The sequence below is a fragment of the Chromobacterium sp. LK11 genome (assembly GCF_001043705.1).
Taxonomy (GTDB): Bacteria; Pseudomonadota; Gammaproteobacteria; order Burkholderiales; family Chromobacteriaceae; genus Chromobacterium; species Chromobacterium alkanivorans.
In genome coordinates this window covers 1-18600 of sequence record NZ_LDUR01000011.1, presented here as the reverse complement: position 1 = coordinate 18600, position 18600 = coordinate 1, and the positions used below count along the sequence as shown (strand labels likewise).

Here is an 18600-nt window from a genome sequence, read left to right as displayed (position 1 = left end):
GCTCAACACCATTTGTGGTCCACCAAGGTCTTTCCGTGTTCGATCGCGTACTCGAACTCGTGACGGAAATGCTTGGTGAAACTGCGAACCGGGAACACTGCGGCGTCGGCCAGCGCACAGATGGTGCGGCCCGCCATATTGTTGCCCACGGAGTCCAGAAGCTCCAGATCGCCCGGACGGCCCTGGCCGTTGGCGATGCGATGGATCACGCGGTACAGCCAGCCGGTGCCTTCGCGGCACGGCGTGCACTGGCCGCAGGATTCTTCGTGGTAGAAGTAGGCCAGACGCTCCAGCGCCTTGATCATGCACACGTCTTCATTCATCACGATGACGGCGCCGGAACCCAGCATCGAGCCGGCTTTGGCGATGCTGTCATAGTCCATCGTGCATTGCATCATGACGTCGGCGGGCAGGATGGGCGCGGAGGAGCCGCCCGGGATCACCGCCTTGAGCTTCTTGCCGTCGCGCATGCCGCCGGCCATTTCCAGCAGCTCGGAGAACGGAGTGCCCAGCGGAATCTCGTAGTTGCCCGGACGGTTGACGTGGCCGGATACCGAGAACAGCTTGGTGCCGCCGTTGTTCGGCTTGCCCTTTTCCAGGAAAGGCTGAGCGCCGTCGCGGATGATGAAGGGCACCGAGGCGAACGATTCGGTGTTGTTGATGGTGGTCGGCTTGCCGTACAGGCCGAAGCTGGCCGGGAACGGCGGCTTGAAGCGCGGCTGGCCCTTCTTGCCTTCCAGCGATTCCAGCAGCGCGGTTTCCTCGCCGCAGATGTAGGCGCCGTAGCCGTGATGGGCGAACAGGTCGAAGTTGAAGCCGGAGCCCAGGATGTTATCGCCCAGCAAACCCGCCTTGCGCGCTTCGTCCAGCGCTTCTTCGAAACGCTCGTATTCGGCGAAGATTTCGCCGTGGATGTAGTTGTAGCCGGCCTTGGTGCCCATCGCGTAACCGGCGATGATCATGCCTTCGATCAGCGAATGCGGATTGAAGCGCAGGATGTCGCGGTCCTTGAAGGTGCCCGGCTCGCCCTCGTCGGTGTTGCAGACGACGTATTTGTCGCCCGGGAAGGAGCGGGGCATGAAGCTCCACTTCAGACCGGTGGGGAAGCCCGCGCCGCCGCGGCCGCGCAGGCCGGAGTTCTTCACTTCGGCGATCACGTCTTCCTGGGCCATCTTGCTGTCCAGGATGCGGCGCAGCGCCTGGTAGCCGCCGCGCGCCTCATAGGCGCTCAGCTGCCAGCAATTGGGATCGGAAGTGTCGACGCCATCGAAAATCACGCCATTGACGAAGATTGCCATTATTTCAGCTCCGCCAGTTTCTTATCGATTGCTTCGGGCGTCATGAAGCTGCACATCTTGTGGTTGTTGACCAGCAAGACCGGCGCGTCGCCGCAGGCGCCCATGCACTCCCCTTCCAGCAAGGTGAACTTGCCGTCGGCGCTGGTTTCGCCGATGGCGATGCCCAGCTTCCGGGAGATGTACTCGGCGGCGTTGACGCCGCCGGACAAGGCACAGGGCAAGTTGGTGCAGACAGTGATCTTGTACTGCCCAACCGGCTTCATGTCGTACATATTGTAAAAGGTGGCGACTTCGTAAGCGGCTACCGGCGGGATCTGCAGGTAGTTGGCGACGAATTCGATCACCTCGGTGTTCAGGCAACGCTCCTCCGGAGCGGAGCCCGCTTCGCGACGTTCAGTCAGCGCGATGCGCAAGGCGCCCATCACCGCGGACCGTTTCTGGTCGGCGGGATATTTGGCGACTTCGCGATCGATTTTGGCTAGCGATTCAGCGGACAGCATCAGCGGTCAATCTCCCCAAACACGATATCCTGCGTACCGATGATGGCCACCACGTCGGCGATCATATGGCCCTTGGCCATCTCGTCCAGCGCCGCCAGGTGGGCATAGCCGGGCGCGCGGATCTTCAGACGGTACGGCTTGTTGGCGCCGTCGGACACCAGGTAGACGCCGAACTCGCCTTTCGGGTGTTCGGTGCCCACATAGGCCTCGCCCTCCGGCACGTGCATGCCCTCGGTAAACAGTTTGAAGTGGTGGATCAGGTCTTCCATATTGGCCTTCATGCCTTCGCGCGAAGGCGGCGCCACTTTATGGTTGTCGGTGATCACCGGGCCCGGGTTCTTGCGCAGCCATTCCACGCACTGGCGGATGATGCGGTTGGACTGGCGCATCTCTTCGACGCGCACCAGATAGCGGTCGTAGCAATCGCCGTTGACGCCCACCGGGATGTCGAAGTCCAGCTTGGAATACACGTCGTAGGGCTGCTTCTTGCGCAAGTCCCAGGCAATGCCGGAGCCGCGCAGCATCGGGCCGGTCAGACCCAGGTTCAGCGCGCGCTCGGGCGTCACCACGCCGATGCCGACGGTGCGCTGTTTCCAGATGCGGTTGTCGGTCAGCAGAGTCTCGTACTCGTCGACATAGCCGGGGAAGCGCTGGGTGAAGTCGTCGATGAAGTCCAGCAGCGAGCCCTGGCGGCCTTCGTTGCGGCGAGCCAGTTCGCGGGCGTTCTTGATCTTGGAGACGGTGTACTGCGGCATGCTGTCCGGCAGGTCGCGATACACGCCGCCGGGACGGAAGTAAGCCGCGTGCAGACGCGCGCCCGACACCGCCTCATAGCAGTCCATCAGGTCTTCGCGTTCGCGGAAGGCGTACAGGAACACGGTCATCGCGCCGATGTCGAGACCGTGCGCGCCTATCCACAGCAGGTGGTTCAGCAGACGGGTGATCTCGGCGAACATCACGCGGATGTATTGCGCGCGCTCGGGCACTTCGATGCCCAGCAGCTTCTCGATGGACAGGCAGTAAGCGTGCTCGTTGCACATCATGGACACGTAGTCGAGACGGTCCATGTAAGGCAGAGACTGGATGAAGGTCTTGCTCTCGGCCAGCTTCTCGGTGCCGCGGTGCAGCAGGCCGATGTGCGGGTCGGCGCGCTGGACGACTTCGCCGTCCAGCTCCAGCACCAGGCGCAGCACGCCGTGCGCGGCCGGGTGTTGCGGGCCGAAGTTGAGGGTGTAGTTACGGATTTCAGCCACCGTAGTTCTCCTCGCGGATGATGCGCGGCGTGATTTCGCGCGGCTCGATGGTCACCGGCTGATAGATCACGCGCTGTTGGGTCGGGTCGTAACGCATTTCCACGTGACCGGACAGCGGGAAGTCCTTGCGGAACGGATGGCCGACGAAGCCGTAGTCGGTCAGGATGCGACGCAGGTCGGGGTGGCCGTCGAAAACGATGCCGAACAGGTCGAACGCCTCGCGCTCGAACCAGTTGGCGCCGCTCCAGACGCCGACGACCGAAGCGACCACCGGGAAGGCGTCGTCTTCGGCGAACACGCGCAGGCGGACGCGCTGATTGTGCTTGACCGACAACAGATGGTAGACAACGGCGAAGCGCGGACCGTCCCATACCTCGTCGCGGTATGCGCTGTAGTCCACGCCGCACAAATCGATGCATTGCTCAAAAGACAGGTCGGCGTGGTCGCGCAGCGTGGTCGCCACGGCGATCAGATCCGCCGCCTTGCATACAATGGTCAGCTCTTCCAGAGCCAGCGTGCTTTGCACGAGCTTGTCGCCCAGCGCCTGCTGCACAGCCGACCCTAACGCTTCCATTTTCTTGGAGGCCATAAGTTTCTACCTTAGCGGGCGATGGTGTTGGTGCGTTTGATCTTGTTCTGCAGCTGAATGATGCCGTACAGCAAGGCCTCTGCAGTTGGCGGACAGCCGGGCACGTAGACGTCGACCGGCACGATGCGGTCGCAGCCGCGCACGACTGAATAGGAATAATGATAATAGCCGCCGCCGTTGGCACAGGACCCCATCGAAATCACCCAGCGCGGTTCGGCCATCTGGTCGTAAACCTTGCGCAGGGCCGGGGCCATCTTGTTGCACAGCGTGCCGGCCACGATCATCAGATCGGACTGGCGCGGGCTGGGGCGGAACACGATGCCGAAACGGTCAAGGTCGTAGCGCGCCGCGCCGGCGTGCATCATCTCGACCGCGCAACAGGCCAGACCAAAGGTCATCGGCCACAGCGAACCGGTTCGGGTGTAATTGATGAGCTTGTCAGCCGTCGTGGTGACAAACCCCTTCTCCAGAATACCCTCTACTCCCATTCCAGAGCTCCTTTTTTCCACATGTAGACGAAGCCCAGGGTCAGAATGCCCAGGAACTCCACCATGACGCCCAGACCATAAGTCCCCAGCTCCTTCAACACCACCGCCCACGGCAGCAGGAAGGCGACCTCGAGGTCGAACAGGATGAAGAGGATGGCTATCAGATAATAGCGGACGTCAAACTTCATGCGGGCATCTTCGAAGGCCTCGAAGCCGCACTCATACGGAGACAGTTTCTCAGGATCGGGACGGTTGGGAGCCAGCAGCTTGCCCAATAGAATTGGGCCTACGCCGACCAACAGTCCGACCATGACAAACAGCAGAATGGGAAAGTAATTTTGCAGCATTTCCCGTACACCCCCACAAAAAAGGGGGTTACCCCCCTTGGCTCCAAATAAAACAGGCCACCGGAGTCCCGGTGGCCTGTTTTTGAATGGTGGTGCCGACAGTGAGACTCGAACTCACACAGCTTTCGCCACTACCCCCTCAAGATAGCGTGTCTACCAATTTCACCATGTCGGCACAGCAAGCTTTAATTGTTACTCCGGTATTTTCGATGTCGTACCCGAAGCTTTATCGCTAGGCACACCGGCCGGGATTTGCGGTGCAACCTGTTCAACCTTGGTCCCCATTACGCCCAGATCACTTTTTCCGCCCCCAGACAGAAAAACCAGAGCAAGGGAAGTCGAGAAGAACACGGCCGCTGCGACAGCGGTTGTCCTACTCAAGAAATTCGCAGAACCAGACGCGCCGAACAAGCTACCGGAAGACCCGCTGCCGAAAGCCGCCCCCATGTCCGCGCCTTTGCCGTGCTGCATCAAAACCAGCACGATAATAGTCCCTGCAGACAGGAGATTTACGATCCAAATAAGCGTCTTAATTAGTTCCATACTATATCAATCTTCCTGCGGCTTGGCAAATTGCCCTGAATGAACCGGCGTCCAGAGATGCCCCTCCAACAAGGGCTCCGTCGACATTTTCAGTCGCCAGAATCGCTTCGGCATTCTCTGCCTTGACACTGCCGCCGTAGAGGACGCGAATATTATCGGAGGCCTTGACGTTTTGCAAGCACCAATTTTTGATCGCGCCGTGGATTTCGGCGATTTGCGCCAGGGTCGCCACCTTGCCGGTGCCGATCGCCCAAACCGGTTCATAAGCCACAACGTATTCACCATGGTCTATCTCGGACAGAAGCGCAAGCTGATCGCGGATCACCTCCAGCTGACGGCCGGCTTCGCGCTCTTCCAGCGTTTCGCCGACGCACAGCACCGGCACCAGGCCGGCGGCGATGGCGTTGCGCATCTTCTTCAATAGGGCGGCGTTGCTCTCGCCGAAGTACTGGCGGCGCTCGGAGTGGCCCACCAGGGTGTAGCCGCAGCCGATGTCGGCCAGCATCGCGGCGCTGGTCTCGCCGGTGAAGGCTCCGTCCTGATCGAAGGCGCTGACGTCCTGCGCGCACAGCCGCAGCGGCTGGCCGCGCAGTTGTTCGCCCAGCGCGGCCAGATAGACCGCCGGCGCGGCCACGCCGACCCAGTCGCGGTTGCTCGCCTCGTCCGCCAGCAGCGCCCGCAGCAGCGCCTGCGCGCTGTCGGCGCGGGTATTCATCTTCCAGTTGCCAATCACCAGCTTGCCGGCCATGTCCGTCTCCTGCGATCTTGAATATCGGCCGATTATATCCGCAGCCGCCTGCTTGGCTCAAACCGGCATCCGGCTGACATTGATTGTCCGCAAACGAAGCCGTTTCCACGACTTGTAATATTCCTGAAAAATTTCAGCCTTAGCATGCGCCCATCACCACGCACCTCATCCATTCTCAGGAGTAGGCATGAAACAGTCTGTTCGTCTGGCCGCATCGTTTGTACTGGGTTCCGTCTGCCTGTCCGGCGCGGCCGTGGCCGCCGACATCACCGGCGCGGGCGCCACCTTCCCGTACCCGCTGTACGCCAAATGGGCCGCCGCCTACAAGGCCGGCACCAATAACAACCTGAACTACCAGTCCATCGGCTCCGGCGGCGGCATCAAGCAGATCCAGTCCAAGACCGTGGACTTCGGCGCCTCCGACATGCCGCTGAAGCCGGAAGAGCTGGAAAAATCCGGCCTGACCCAATTCCCCACCGTGATCGGCGGCGTGGTGCCGGTGTTGAACGTGCCCGGCATCGCCCCGGGACAGGTGAAGTTCACCGGTCCTCTGCTGGCCGACATTTACATGGGCAAGGTGGCCAAGTGGAACGATCCGGCCATCGCCAAGCTGAACCCCGGCGTCAAGCTGCCGGACCTGCGCATCTCCGTGGTGCGTCGCTCCGACGGCTCCGGCACCACCTTCATCTTCACCAACTATCTGTCCAAGGTGTCCGCGGACTGGGCCAAGGAAGTGGGCTCCAACACCGCCGTCAGCTGGAAAGGCAACCCGGTGGGCGGCAAGGGCAATGAAGGCGTGGCCAACTACGTGACCCGCATCAAGGGCGCGATCGGCTACGTGGAATACGCCTACGCCAAGCAGAACAAACTGGCCTTCGGCCTGATGCAGAACCAGGCCGGCAGCTTCGTCAAGCCGGACGAGTCCAGCTTCAAGGCCGCCGCCGCCAACGCCGACTGGAAAAAAGCGCCGGGCTTCTACCTGCTGCTGACCAACCAGCCGGGCAAGGACAGCTGGCCTATCGCCGGCGCCACCTTCATCCTGATGCACAAGAAACAGGACAAGCCGGCGCAGGGCGCCGAGGTGCTGAAGTTCTTCGACTGGGCTTACAAGAACGGCGACAAGACCGCGCTGGATCTGGACTACATCCCGATGCCGGACGCGATCAAGGGCGTGATCCGCGCCAACTGGAAGCAGATTGCCGACAACGGCGGCAAGCCGGTGTGGAACTGAGCCGCATACAATGCACGCAAGCGGCCGGGGATGCCCTCCCCGGCTTTTTGTCTGATAAATGAGCATGCATATGCAAAAGTTGAGCAATCCGCAGCAAATCAAAACCCAGCTGCTGCTGGACAATCTGTTCCGCTGGGTCACCCGTTTTTTCGCCTTCCTGGTGCTGTCGCTGCTGGTGGGCATCCTGATTTCGCTGTTGATCGGCGCGCTGCCGAGCATTCACGCCTTCGGCTTCAAGTTTCTGGTCACCAGCGACTGGGACCCGGTCAATGAAAAGTTCGGCGCGCTGGTGCCCATCTTCGGCACCCTGGCCACCTCTTTCATCGCCCTGCTGATCGGCGTGCCGGTCAGCTTCGGCATCGCCCTGTTCCTGACCGAACTGTGCCCCACCTGGCTGAAGCGGCCGCTGGGCATCGCGGTGGAACTGCTGGCCGGCATTCCGTCCATCATCTACGGCATGTGGGGCCTGTTCGTGTTCGCGCCCATCTTCGCCGACCACGTGCAGCCGCTGCTGATCGACACTCTGGGCGAAGTGCCGCTGCTGGGCGTGCTGTTCCAGGGCGCGCCGATGGGCATAGGCATTTTCACCGCCGGCCTGATCCTGGCCATCATGATCATCCCCTTCATCGCCTCGGTGATGCGCGACGTGTTCGAGGTGGTGCCGGTGATGCTGAAGGAGTCCGCCTACGGCCTGGGCTCCACCACCTGGGAGGTGGTGCGCCACGTGGTGCTGCCCTACACCAAGACCGGCGTGGTCGGCGGCATCATGCTCGGCCTGGGCCGCGCGCTGGGCGAGACCATGGCGGTGACCTTCGTCATCGGCAACTCCACCCGCTTCGCCGCCGGCCTGTTCGAGCCGGGCAATTCCATCGCCTCCTCGCTGGCCAATGAGTTCGCCGAGGCCAACGGCGAGCTGTATCTCTCCTCCCTGATTCAACTGGGCCTGATTCTGTTCTTCATCACCTTCGTGGTGCTGGCGTGTTCTAAACTGCTGTTGCTGCGCCTGAAGAAACAGGAAGGTCGTCCTTCCTGAGCATGAGAGACGCTAACCGCATGAGCCAAACTGTTATGAATTCCGCCCTGCGCCCGCCCCAGTCCGCCCTCGCCGCCAAAGCCGACAGCAGCGTCTACCGCCGCCGCCGGCTGGTGAACCGCGTCAATATGGGCGCCTCGATGTTCACCATGGCCTTCGGCCTGTTCTGGCTGTTCTGGATTCTGACCACCCTGTTGCAGCACGGCCTGTCCGGGCTCAACTGGGAGGTGTTCACCTCCAGCACCCCGCCGCCGGGCAGCAGCGGCGGCCTGGCCAACGCCATTTACGGCAGCCTGATGATGACCGGCTTCGGCACCTTGTTCGGCACGCCGATCGGCATCCTGGCCGGCATCTATCTGGCCGAGTTCGGCCAGCGCGGCTGGCTGGCGCCGGCCACCCGCTTCATCAACGACATCCTGCTGTCCGCGCCGTCCATCGTCATCGGCCTGTTCATCTACGAGGTCTACGTGGTGTCGGTCGGCCATTTCTCCGGCTGGGCCGGTTCCTTCGCGCTGGCCATCCTGGTGATCCCGGTGGTGGTGCGCACCACTGAAAACATGCTGCGCCTGGTGCCGGGCAGCCTGCGCGAAGCCGCGTCGGCGCTGGGCGCGCCGCAGTGGAAGGTCACCCTGCACGTCACCCTGCGCTCGGCCAAGGCCGGCGTGCTGACCGGCATCCTGCTGGCGGTGGCGCGCATTTCCGGCGAAACCGCGCCGCTGCTGTTCACCGCGCTGAACAATCAGTTCTTCAACAGCAATATGAACCAGCCGATGGCCAACCTGCCCATCGTGATCTTCCAGTTCGCGATGAGCCCGTACGAGGACTGGCACAAACTGGCCTGGGCCGGCTCCCTGTTGATCACCTTCAGCGTGCTGACGCTGAACATCGTTGCCCGCTGGATGGGCAGCCAGAAAAACCAATCGCATTAAGGCTTGCAGACCATGGCTGAAATCCACTCCAAGCTTCAGGTCAAGAATCTGAACTTCTTTTACGGCAATTTCCACGCGCTGAAGAACATCCAGCTGGAAATCGCCTCGCGCAAGGTCACCGCCTTCATCGGCCCGTCCGGCTGCGGCAAATCCACGCTGCTGCGCACCTTCAACCGCATGTACGAGCTCTACCCCGGCCTGCGCGCCGAAGGCGACATCCTGCTGGACGGCCACAACGTCCTGGGCCGCGACGTGGACGTCAATCTGCTGCGCGCCAAGGTGGGCATGGTGTTCCAGAAGCCCACGCCGTTCCCGATGTCGATCTACGACAACATCACCTTCGGCGTGAAGCTGTACGAAAAGCTGTCCAAGGGCGAGATGGAGGACAGGGTGGAATGGGCGTTGCGCAAGGCCGCGCTGTGGGACGAGGTCAAGGACAAGCTCAAGCAGTCCGGCAACTCGCTGTCCGGCGGCCAGCAGCAGCGGCTGTGCATCGCGCGCGCGGTGGCCTCCAAGCCGGAAGTGCTGCTGCTGGACGAACCCACCTCGGCGCTGGACCCGATCTCCACCGCCCACATCGAAGAGCTGATCCATGAGCTCAAAGAGGACTACACCATCGCCATCGTCACCCACAATATGCAGCAGGCGGCGCGGGTGTCGGACTACACCGCCTATATGTATCTGGGCGAACTGATCGAGTTCGGCGACACCGACTCCATCTTCACCACGCCGCAGAAGAAGGCCACCGAGGACTACATCACCGGCAAGTTCGGCTGATTCCGCCCCGCTTTGCAGACCGCCGTCATGACCGTTTCCGGCATGACGGCTTTTGGCGTTCGCGGGCGCGGAAAAGCGCATGACGGCGGCAAAAAACCGCCTAAATCGGCCGGTCTCCGCAAGCGGTCTGTCAAGGCGATTCCACGCGGTTTTCCGGCAAATGCGACACCATTTATTTTTTTTTTATAAGTACTTGACGGCATTGGCCTTGGACACAACAATCCCGCCTTTACGATACTGCGTGCACATTTCACCATGTTGGACCTGTTTTCCGGGCTAGAGACCCACGTCGCCATCACCCTGGTGCTTTCCCTGGGCTTCGTGCTCGCCTTTGAGTTCATCAACGGCTTTCATGACACCGCCAACGCGGTGGCTACCGTTATCTATACCCAGTCGATGAAACCGCGCCTCGCGGTGTTCTATTCCGGCATTTTCAACTTCCTCGGCGTGATCACCGGCGGCCTCGCCGTCGCCTACGCCATCGTGCACCTGCTGCCGGTGGACCTGCTGATCTCGATCAACACCACCCGCGGCATGGCCATGGTGTTCGCGCTGCTGACCGCCGCCATCGCCTGGAACCTGGGCACCTGGTACTTCGGTCTGCCCGCCTCCAGCAGCCACACGCTGATCGGCGCCATCTTGGGCGTGGGCGTGGCCAACAGCCTGATCCACGGCACCTCGCTGTCCCACGGCATCAACTGGAGCAAGGCCATCGACGTCGGCGCCTCGCTGCTGGCCTCGCCGCTGGTGGGCGCGCTGCTCGCCGCGCTGATCGTCGTCCTGCTGCGGCGCTACCGGCCCCACAGCAATGTGCACAAGACCCCTTATCAGCGCCAGCAGGTGGAAGGCCGCAAGCATCCGCCGTTCTGGACCCGCTTCATGCTGATCGTGTCTTCCATGGGCGTCAGCTTCGCCCACGGCTCCAACGACGGCCAGAAAGGCGTCGGCCTGATCATGCTGGTGCTGATCGGCATCGTGCCGGCCAAATTCGTGCTGGACCTGGACAGCACGCCTTACCAGCTGGACCGCACCCGCGACGCCGCCATTCACCTGCAGAAGTTCTACGAGCGTCATCAAGTCGAACTGAGCAAGATCATCGTGCCGTCCAAGGGCACCAGCCAGTACGAATGCCATCCGCTGGAAACCGGCGACACCGTCAAGCGTCTGCTGGCCACCATGGGCGACGGCGGCGACTACCACGCGCTGAGCTCGGAACAACGCTGGAACGTGCGCACCGAACTGCTGTGCCTGGACGACGCCGCCAAGAAGGCCTCCGCGCTGCCCAAGCTGTCCGCCGACGACAAGCAGATGCTGCAGAACCTGCGCAAGGATCTGACCACCACCACCGAATACGCGCCCACCTGGGTAATCGTCGCCGTGGCGCTGTCGCTGGGCATTGGCACCATGGTCGGCTGGCGCCGCGTGGTGAAGACCGTGGGCGAAGGCATAGGCAAGAAAGACATGACTTACGCCCAGGGCGTGTCGGCGCAGATGACCGCCGCCATCTCCATCGGCCTCGCCAGCCAGTTCGGCTTCCCGGTGTCCACCACCCAGGTGCTGTCCAGCGCCGTGGCCGGCACCATGGTGGCCGACAAGGCCGGCTTGCAGATGTCCACCATCCGCTCGATCGCGCTGGCCTGGCTGTTCACGCTGCCGGTGTCGATGTTGCTGGCGGGCGGCTTGTACTACATCGCCTCGCTCTGGTTGTAACAACAATCTGCCCAGCCTCTTCAAGGCTGCCGAAAAAGCCAAAGCCACCGCATCGCGGTGGCTTTTTCTTTTGGCATTTTCCGGCGGAAAATTTTCGATTGACCTGGGTCAAGCTTTAAGCCGGGATTGCTTGTGCCAATATTTTATAAATTGCTAATATTTGCTCGCTTCATCATGGTTTCTCCTTTGTTGTTTGCAGCAATCCCTTTGCGCCTCAGCCCCCCAGCCGAGGCGCTTTTTTTTGCCCTGTCCAAAAGTTCTCAAGCCTTGAGAAACTGCTCCCGCCCCGCCAGCCAACGATCCAGATGAGCGTCCACCGCCTGCGGGTGGCGCTCCAGCAGCAAGGGCGCCAGCTCGCGCGCCGCCTCCAGCAACTCCAGGTCTTCCTCCAGATTGGCGAAGCGCAGCATCGGCAGGCCGCTTTGGCGCGCGCCCAGCAATTCTCCAGGGCCGCGGATCAGCAAATCCTGGCGCGCGATCTCGAAACCATCAACATTCTCGTATATCACTTTCAAGCGCGCCTTGGCCAAGTCCGATAGCGGGTTGTCGAACATCAGCACGCAGACGCTTTTGGCGCTGCCGCGCCCCACCCGGCCGCGCAGCTGATGCAGCTGGGCCAGACCCATGCGTTCGGCGTGCTCGATCACCATCAGGCTGGCGTTGGGCACGTCCACGCCCACCTCGATCACCGTGGTGGCCACCAACACCTGCAATTCATTGCGGGCGAAGGCCGCCATCACCGCCGCCTTCTCGTCCGCCTTCATCCGGCCGTGCACCAGGCCCACGCCCAAATGCGGCAAATCGGCGGTCAGTTGCTGATGGGTGTCCACCGCGGTCTGCAATTGCAGGGTTTCCGATTCTTCGATCAACGGGCACACCCAGTAGGCCTGCCGTCCGTCGGCGCAGGTCTTGGCCACGTGGGCGACGATCTCCTCGCGGCGCGCGCTGTTGATCAGCTTGGTGACGATGGGCGTGCGCCCCGGCGGCAGTTCGTCTATCACCGACACGTCGAGGTCGGCGTAGAAACTCATCGCCAGCGTGCGCGGAATCGGCGTCGCCGACATCATCAGCTGATGCGGCTCGCCGCCCTTCTCCTTCAGCGCCAGCCGCTGGCCGACGCCGAAGCGGTGCTGCTCGTCGACGATGACCAGGCCCAGCCGTTCGAAGGCCACCTCGTCCTGGAACAGGGCGTGGGTGCCCACCGCCAGCCGCGTCTCGCCGCTGGCGATGGCGGCCATCGCCTCCTGCTTCTGCTTCTTGCGCAGGCTGCCGGTCAGCCAGCGTACCGGAACCCCCAAGGGCTCCAGCCAGGCGGACAGCTTGAGAAAGTGTTGTTCGGCCAGGATCTCGGTCGGCGCCATCAAGGCCACCTGGTAGCCGGACTCGATCGCGGTCAAGGCCGCCTGCGCCGCGACGATGGTCTTGCCGCTGCCGACGTCGCCTTGCAGCAGCCGGTGCATAGGGTGCGGCTGGGTCAGATCGGCGCGGACTTCCGCCAGCGCGCGCTGCTGCGCGCCGGTCAACTCGAACGGCAGGCGCTCGGCCAGCGCCCGGCTCAAGGCGCCGTCGCCGCGCAAGGGCGGCGCGTGGCCCAGCCGCCGCGCGCGATAAGCCAGCCGCATCGACAGCTGCTGCGCCAGCAATTCGTCGAACTTGAGCCGCTGCCAGGCCGGCAGGCCCGGATCGGCCAGCTGGCCGGCGCTGTAGTCCGGCGTGGGCAGGTGCAGCAGGCGGATCGCCTCGGCGAACGGCGTCAGCCGCAGCGGCGCCGCCAGTTCTTCCGGCAGCGTCTCGCCCAAGGGCTGGCTGTTCAGTTCGGCGTGGATCAGCTTGCGCAACGCCGGCTGGGTCAGGCCGTTGACCGTGGGATAGACCGGGGTCAGGCTGTCCGCCAGCGGCGCGCCGTCGCCCACTTCGCGGATTTTGGGGTGCACCATCTCGTCGCCGGCGAAGCCGCGGCGGATTTCGCCCAGCGCGCGCACGCGGTTGCCGGTGGTGAACTGCTTGACCTGGTTGGGGTAGAAATGAATGAAGCGCAGCACCAGGCTGCCGCTGGCGTCCTCAATGCGCGCCACCAGCTGGCGGCGCGGCCGGAACTGGATTTCATGGGCGATCACCTCGCCCTCCACCAGCACCGCCTGGCCGTACGGCGCGTCGGCAATGGCGTACAGATGGGTCTCGTCCTCATAGCGCAGCGGCAGATGCAGGACCAGGTCGAAACGGCGGCGTATGCCCAGCTTTTCCAGCTTCTTGGCCAGCGCCGGCGCCACGGCCGGCGGCTGATTGGCGGGGTCGATTAGGGAGCTCATCAGCAGCGATTGTACCCAATAAAGAAAAAGGCGGAAGCTGTTCGCGCTTCCGCCTTGCTCATTCTCGCCGCGTCGCGGCCGCGCAGCTTACTGGCGCTCCCACACCTGGGAGCGGAAGAAGGGGCCGATGTAGCCGCGCACGCGCAGCTTCTTGCCGTCTTCGACCAGCTTGGCGCCGGAGGTGTAGATCTTGCCGGACTTGGGATCCAGGATCTTGCCGTTGCCCCATTCTGCGCCGTCCTTCTTCAGGCCCCACAGGATCTGCATGCCGTTGACCGGCTTGCCTTTGCGCTCGCCTTCGCATTTGTCGCACACGGCTTCCGGATTGGCGAACAGCTTGATGATCTTGCCGTTCAGCTCGCCGCTGGCGCTTTCGGTGATCTGCACCAGGGCCTTGGCCTGCTTGGTTTCGTCGTCTATCGTTTTCCAGACGCCGGCGGCGCTGTCGGCCAGCGCCATGTGGCTGAACAGGCCCAACACGGACGCCAGGCAGGCGGCTTTGGCGAATTTGCTCATCTTGATTTCCTCGCGAGTCGGACCGCGAGGCCGCGCCGCGAACGGGCGGCCGCAGCGGCCTTGTAATTATCTGAACGCCGCCCCGGAACCGCCGGCGCGCCGAAAAGAAACGTTGGTTTGGAGCAGCGGCTCTAGGATGCCAACAGCCAATGCCGTCGTCAAGAATGGAAACGAAGGACGATGCAACTCACAGCGAGATCTCGCCGCGTCCTATCCGCAACACCCGCCCGCCCACCAGAATCTCGCCTGCGGCGTCCACTTGCAGATGCAACACATTGGGCCGCGCCAGCGCCGCGCCCTGCTCCACCCGCCACTGCAAGGGCCCCAGGCCGTTGAACGCGCACCAGCCGCCCAGATTGGCGCAGGCCGATCCGGTGCCGGGGTCTTCCAGCACCGCGCCCTGTTGCTCGAAAAACAGCCGCACGGTGGCGACGCCGCCGTCCTCGTGCCACAGATAGGCGACGCTGCGCCCCGGCCGCAAGGTGGCGTCGCGCAGCAGCAAGGCGTGCACCGGCCGGGCGCGCAACACCGCGCCGGCGCTGGCGGCGCGGATCAGCAGTTGCTCGCTGCCGGTATCCACCCAGACCGGCTCCAGCGCGATGTCTTCCTCGTCCAGCCCCAGCATCGCCGCCGCCTGGCCGCGGCTGAGACCGGCGGCGCGGGCGCTCGGCGGATTCGCCCGCAAGGTGTAAACGCCGTCGCTGTGGCTGATGGGAATCAGGCCGGCCTTGGTGCGCAGCTGGAAGCGGGCCTCCAGCTCGCCGCGCCAGTGCAGCACCGCCGCCGCGCCCAGGGTGGGATGGCCGGCGAAGGGCAATTCCTGGCCGGGGGTGAAGATGCGCAGCCGCGCCGCCGCCTCCCCGTCCGGAAACAGGAATACGGTTTCCGACAGATTCATCTGTCTGGCCAACAGCTGCATCACGCGCTCGTCCAGCCCGCTGGCGTCGGTGAACACCGCCAGCGGATTGCCGCCGAAGCGCTCCTCGGCGAACACATTGACCAATTCGAACGAATACCCGCTCATGCCCCCTCCTGGAATTGATGACACGCCGCCGCGGCCAGTTTCTCTTCGACGCCGGCCAGACGCTCGGCCAGGGACCTCCTGGCCGGCGTGGCGGCCAAGGACTGCCGCAAACGCCTCTGTTGAAGCTCCAGACCATGACAGCGGCGGCGCGCTTTGTCCAGTTCCCGCGCCTGCGCTTGCTCGGCGCGGCGACGCTGCGCCTGGCGCCGCCTGTCCTCAGCCGCCTCGTCGGCGGCCCGGCGCCGGCTGCGGGCCTGAGATTCGGCCACGCCGCGGCGCTGGCGCTCGTCCTGTTCCACCACATTCAGCGGCGGCGGCCGGAACGCTTCCGCCGCGCCGCCGTCGGCGCAGGCCCGGTCGCTGTAGACCAGCCCGCCTTCCGCGCTCCGGCATTTGTAAACCTGGGCCCAGGCCAGGCCCGGCAGCAATAGCAATAACGCGATCCGGGTTCTCATGCGGCCTCCGCGGCGAAGATGAACGACCCGGATAGTTAACATGAAAAAAGGCGGCCTGAGCCGCCTTGTGGTCTGACATTTGGAGCAGCAGGGCTGCTCAGAACCTAGTTTACGATCTCGCGAGCAAAGGCGAGACAAGGCGAAAACAAGCGAAAAAGCGGAATGTACAGGTGGTACATGAGCATTTTGAGGATGTTTTCAACGCCGTATCGCCGCAGCGCAGCAGATCGTAAACAGGTTCTTAGAGCACCAGAACCGCTTCCGCCTCCACCAGCACACCCTTGGGCAGGCTGGCCACGCCCACGGCGGCGCGCGCCGGGAAGGGCTGGCTGAAGTACTGGCCCATGATTTCGTTGAAGGTGGCGAAGTTGGACAGGTCGGTCAGATAGGCGTTGAGCTTGACGATCTGGTCCAGGCTGCCGCCGGCGGCTTCGCACACCGCCTTCATGTTCTTGAACACCTGGTGGGTTTCAGCGGCGAACCCGCCGTCCACCACGGCCATGGTGGCCGGGTCCAGCGGGATCTGGCCGGACAGGTAAACGGTGTTGCCGGCTTTCACGGCTTGCGAGTAGGCGCCGATGGCGGCCGGGGCCAGATCGGTGTGGATGATTTCCTTAGCCATTATTCATCTCCTTCTTTCAGGAACAGGGTTAATAAATCATTGAGGAAGCGCTGGCCCTTGAGCGTGGGCCGCAACATCGCGGCGTCGCGCGCTATCAGACCTTGCGCCTCGGCTTGCGTCAACGCGGATTGTATGCCGGACAGCGGCAGACCGGTGCGTTCCTGGAACAGGCGCAGTTCGAAGCCTTCGGTCAGCCGCAGCAGGTTCATCATGAATTCGAAGGGCAGTTCCTCGCGCGTCACCTTGCGGCTGCTTTGCAAGGGCGCGCCGTCGGCCACCGCCTTCAGATAGGCGGCCGGCTGCTTGTGGCGCATCTGGCGGACGATGCCGGCATGGCTGCTGATCTTGCCGTGGGCGCCGGCGCCGATGCCGATATAGTCGCCGAACTGCCAGTAATTGAGATTGTGCCGCGCGCGGCGGCCCGGCCGCGCGAAGGCCGAGGTCTCGTAGTGCTCGAAACCGGCGGCGGCGAGCCGGGCTTCGATCGCCTCCTGCATGTCGGCTGACACTTCGTCGTCCGGCAGATTGCGCGGCGTCTCCACGGCGAACAGGGTGTTGGGTTCTATCGTCAGATGATAGGCGGACAGATGGGTGATCCCGTAGGACAAGGCGGTGTCCAGATCGGCCAGCGCCTCGTCCAGGGTCTGCCCCGGCAGCGCGTACATCAGGTCCAGATTGACGTTGTCGAAGTGGCTGAGCGCGATGTCGATGGCGCGGCGCGCCTCTTCGCCGTCGTGAATGCGGCCCAGCGCCTGCAGATGCGCCGGCTTGAAGCTCTGGATGCCGATGGACAGGCGGTTGATGCCGGCCTCGCGGTAGCCGCGGAAGCGCTCGGCCTCGAAGGTGCCGGGGTTGGCCTCCATGGTGATTTCCGCGTCCGGCTGCAGCCGCATGCGCGCGCGCACGCCGGCCAGCAACGCGTCCATCGCCTGCGGCGAGAACAGGCTGGGCGTGCCGCCGCCCATGAAGATGCTGCTCAGCGGACGGCCCCAGATTTCGGGCAGGCTGAACTCCAAATCGCGCAGCAAGGCGTCGACATAGGCCATCTCGTCGAAGCCGCTCTTGGGCTCGTGCGAGTTGAAATCGCAATACGGGCATTTGCGCACGCACCACGGGAAGTGGATGTACAGCGACAGCGGCGGCAGCTCTTTCAAGCCGACTTGCCCGCCCCGCCCAAGCGCGGACAGCGAAATCTTGGTCACCTGCACGTCGCGGCTCCTTGTGGCTCCTGCCGCGCGCCGAACGGACGCAAGGGCTTCATGCCAGCGCGCGCAGCTTGGCCAGCAGCGCCAGCAGCGCCTGGCCGCGGTGGCTGACGCGGTTCTTCTCCGCCGCGTCCAGCTCGGCCACGCTACAGCCGTGCTGCGGCAGCCAGAAATGCGGGTCGTAGCCGAAGCCGCCGGCGCCGGCCGCCTCGTCGCGCACCTCGCCGAACCACATGCCGTCCGCCACCAGCGGCTGCGGATCGTCGGCGTGGCGCACCAAGACCAGCACGCAGTAATACCAGGCGCGGCGATTGGCCTCGCCCTGCAGCGCGGCCACCAGCTTGGCGTTGTTGGCGGCGTCGGACTTGGGTTCGCCGGCGTAGCGGGCCGAATACACGCCCGGCGCGCCGGACAGCGCTTCGACGCAGATGCCGGAATCGTCGGCCAACGCCGGCAGGCCGGTCATGCGGCTGGCGTGACGCGCTTTTTCCAGCGCGTTTTCCAGGAAGGTGTGGTGCGGCTCCGGGCATTCCGGCACCTGCAACTCCACCTGAGGAATCACTTGTATGCCCAGCGGCGCCAGCAGCGAGGAGAATTCCTTCAGCTTGCCGGCGTTGTTGCTGGCCATCACTAATTTATCGAACATGAGAACTCCATCGAATGCGACGCAGCCCCGACGACGCCGGGGCTGCGGACATAAGTATAAGAACTTATTCAAAGTCTCGCGAGCAAGAGCGAGACAAGGCGAAAACAGCTGAGAAAGCGGAATGTACAAGTAGGTACATGAGCATTTCGAAGCTGTACTCACCGTGCCACCTCTCACGACGCGCGGCAGACTTTGCTCAAATGCTAAGAGCCTGTTCAAAGTCTAGCGAGCTAGAGCGAGACAAGGCGAAAACGGCTGAGAAAGCGGAATGTACACGTGGTACATGAGCATTTCGAAGCCGTTTTCAACGCCGTATCGCCGACGCGCAGCAGATCGTAAACAGGTTCTCAGATCGGCAAGGCGGCCAGCGCCTCGCC

20 protein-coding genes and 1 tRNA gene are annotated in these 18600 nt (G+C 63.3%); 5 read left to right on the top strand and 16 right to left on the bottom strand.

Going from position 1 to position 18600, the window contains the following annotated elements; all coding sequences use genetic code 11:
* Positions 1-2 precede the first annotated feature (2 nt).
* The 9 genes from nuoF to tpiA form a co-directional block, all read right to left on the bottom strand.
* Positions 3-1298, bottom strand: a complete 1296-nt coding sequence (gene nuoF / locus VK98_RS07175) for an NADH-quinone oxidoreductase subunit NuoF (RefSeq protein WP_048413404.1) — start codon at positions 1296-1298, stop codon at positions 3-5.
* Positions 1298-1798, bottom strand: a complete 501-nt coding sequence (nuoE, locus tag VK98_RS07170) for an NADH-quinone oxidoreductase subunit NuoE (RefSeq protein ID WP_048413403.1) — start codon at positions 1796-1798, stop codon at positions 1298-1300. Before nuoE ends, nuoF begins: the two co-directional genes overlap by 1 nt.
* Positions 1798-3051, bottom strand: a complete 1254-nt coding sequence (locus VK98_RS07165) for an NADH-quinone oxidoreductase subunit D (RefSeq protein WP_048413402.1) — start codon at positions 3049-3051, stop codon at positions 1798-1800. Before VK98_RS07165 ends, nuoE begins: the two co-directional genes overlap by 1 nt.
* Positions 3044-3640 carry an NADH-quinone oxidoreductase subunit C gene (locus VK98_RS07160; protein ID WP_048413401.1) on the bottom strand — a complete coding sequence of 199 codons (597 nt, stop codon included), beginning with the start codon at positions 3638-3640 and terminating at the stop codon, positions 3044-3046. Before VK98_RS07160 ends, VK98_RS07165 begins: the two co-directional genes overlap by 8 nt.
* 11 nt (positions 3641-3651) lie before the next feature.
* A complete protein-coding gene (locus VK98_RS07155; RefSeq protein ID WP_019103471.1) occupies positions 3652-4128 on the bottom strand; it encodes an NADH-quinone oxidoreductase subunit B family protein in 477 nt (158 codons plus the stop codon).
* Complete coding sequence (locus VK98_RS07150) at positions 4119-4475, bottom strand: NADH-quinone oxidoreductase subunit A (protein WP_048413400.1); 357 nt, start codon at positions 4473-4475, stop codon at positions 4119-4121. The genes VK98_RS07155 and VK98_RS07150 overlap by 10 nt, the downstream gene beginning before the upstream one ends.
* A gap of 90 nt (positions 4476-4565) precedes the next feature.
* Positions 4566-4650: transfer RNA gene (locus VK98_RS07145), tRNA-Leu, on the bottom strand.
* Positions 4651-4667: 17 nt separating this feature from the next.
* Positions 4668-5018, bottom strand: a complete 351-nt coding sequence (gene secG, locus VK98_RS07140; protein ID WP_048413399.1) for a preprotein translocase subunit SecG — start codon at positions 5016-5018, stop codon at positions 4668-4670.
* Position 5019: 1 nt separating this feature from the next.
* Complete coding sequence (gene tpiA, locus VK98_RS07135; protein ID WP_082158811.1) at positions 5020-5766, bottom strand: triose-phosphate isomerase; 747 nt, start codon at positions 5764-5766, stop codon at positions 5020-5022.
* A gap of 187 nt (positions 5767-5953) precedes the next feature.
* Here tpiA and pstS point away from each other — a divergent pair, with 187 nt between their 5' ends.
* The 5 genes from pstS (at position 5954) to VK98_RS07110 (ending at position 11446) form a co-directional block, all read left to right on the top strand.
* On the top strand, positions 5954-6997 hold the full coding sequence (pstS, locus tag VK98_RS07130; RefSeq protein WP_048413398.1) for a phosphate ABC transporter substrate-binding protein PstS: 1044 nt from the start codon (positions 5954-5956) through the stop codon (positions 6995-6997).
* 70 nt (positions 6998-7067) lie between these two features.
* Positions 7068-8030 (top strand): phosphate ABC transporter permease subunit PstC, encoded by a 963-nt coding sequence (gene pstC, locus VK98_RS07125; protein ID WP_048413397.1) that lies wholly within the window; start codon positions 7068-7070, stop codon positions 8028-8030.
* A gap of 35 nt (positions 8031-8065) precedes the next feature.
* Positions 8066-8959: a phosphate ABC transporter permease PstA gene (gene pstA / locus VK98_RS07120; protein ID WP_231589225.1), complete on the top strand. Its 894-nt coding sequence runs from the start codon at positions 8066-8068 to the stop codon at positions 8957-8959.
* Between the two features lie 12 nt (positions 8960-8971).
* On the top strand, positions 8972-9736 hold the full coding sequence (gene pstB, locus VK98_RS07115) for a phosphate ABC transporter ATP-binding protein PstB (protein WP_043590752.1): 765 nt from the start codon (positions 8972-8974) through the stop codon (positions 9734-9736).
* Between the two features lie 255 nt (positions 9737-9991).
* Positions 9992-11446 carry an inorganic phosphate transporter gene (locus VK98_RS07110; RefSeq protein WP_048413395.1) on the top strand — a complete coding sequence of 485 codons (1455 nt, stop codon included), beginning with the start codon at positions 9992-9994 and terminating at the stop codon, positions 11444-11446.
* Between the two features lie 260 nt (positions 11447-11706).
* Here VK98_RS07110 and recG read toward each other — a convergent pair whose 3' ends face one another.
* The 7 genes from recG to rdgB form a co-directional block, all read right to left on the bottom strand.
* Positions 11707-13755 carry an ATP-dependent DNA helicase RecG gene (gene recG / locus VK98_RS07105; RefSeq protein ID WP_048413394.1) on the bottom strand — a complete coding sequence of 683 codons (2049 nt, stop codon included), beginning with the start codon at positions 13753-13755 and terminating at the stop codon, positions 11707-11709.
* Between the two features lie 87 nt (positions 13756-13842).
* On the bottom strand, positions 13843-14271 hold the full coding sequence (locus VK98_RS07100; protein ID WP_019104478.1) for a DUF2147 domain-containing protein: 429 nt from the start codon (positions 14269-14271) through the stop codon (positions 13843-13845).
* 187 nt (positions 14272-14458) lie between these two features.
* Positions 14459-15295: a PhzF family phenazine biosynthesis protein gene (locus tag VK98_RS07095; RefSeq protein ID WP_048413393.1), complete on the bottom strand. Its 837-nt coding sequence runs from the start codon at positions 15293-15295 to the stop codon at positions 14459-14461.
* Complete coding sequence (locus tag VK98_RS07090; RefSeq protein ID WP_197082992.1) at positions 15292-15750, bottom strand: DUF4124 domain-containing protein; 459 nt, start codon at positions 15748-15750, stop codon at positions 15292-15294. Before VK98_RS07090 ends, VK98_RS07095 begins: the two co-directional genes overlap by 4 nt.
* A gap of 241 nt (positions 15751-15991) precedes the next feature.
* Positions 15992-16372, bottom strand: coding sequence for a RidA family protein (locus VK98_RS07085; RefSeq protein ID WP_048413391.1), 381 nt, complete (start codon positions 16370-16372; stop codon positions 15992-15994).
* Entirely contained in the window at positions 16372-17580 is a 1209-nt protein-coding gene (hemW, locus tag VK98_RS07080; protein WP_048413390.1) for a radical SAM family heme chaperone HemW, read from the bottom strand. The genes VK98_RS07085 and hemW overlap by 1 nt, the downstream gene beginning before the upstream one ends.
* Before the next feature lie 49 nt (positions 17581-17629).
* The gene (rdgB, locus tag VK98_RS07075) at positions 17630-18223 is read right to left on the bottom strand and encodes an RdgB/HAM1 family non-canonical purine NTP pyrophosphatase (RefSeq protein ID WP_048413389.1); all 594 of its coding nucleotides are present in this window, start codon (positions 18221-18223) and stop codon (positions 17630-17632) included.
* Between the last annotated feature and the right edge of the window lie 377 nt (positions 18224-18600).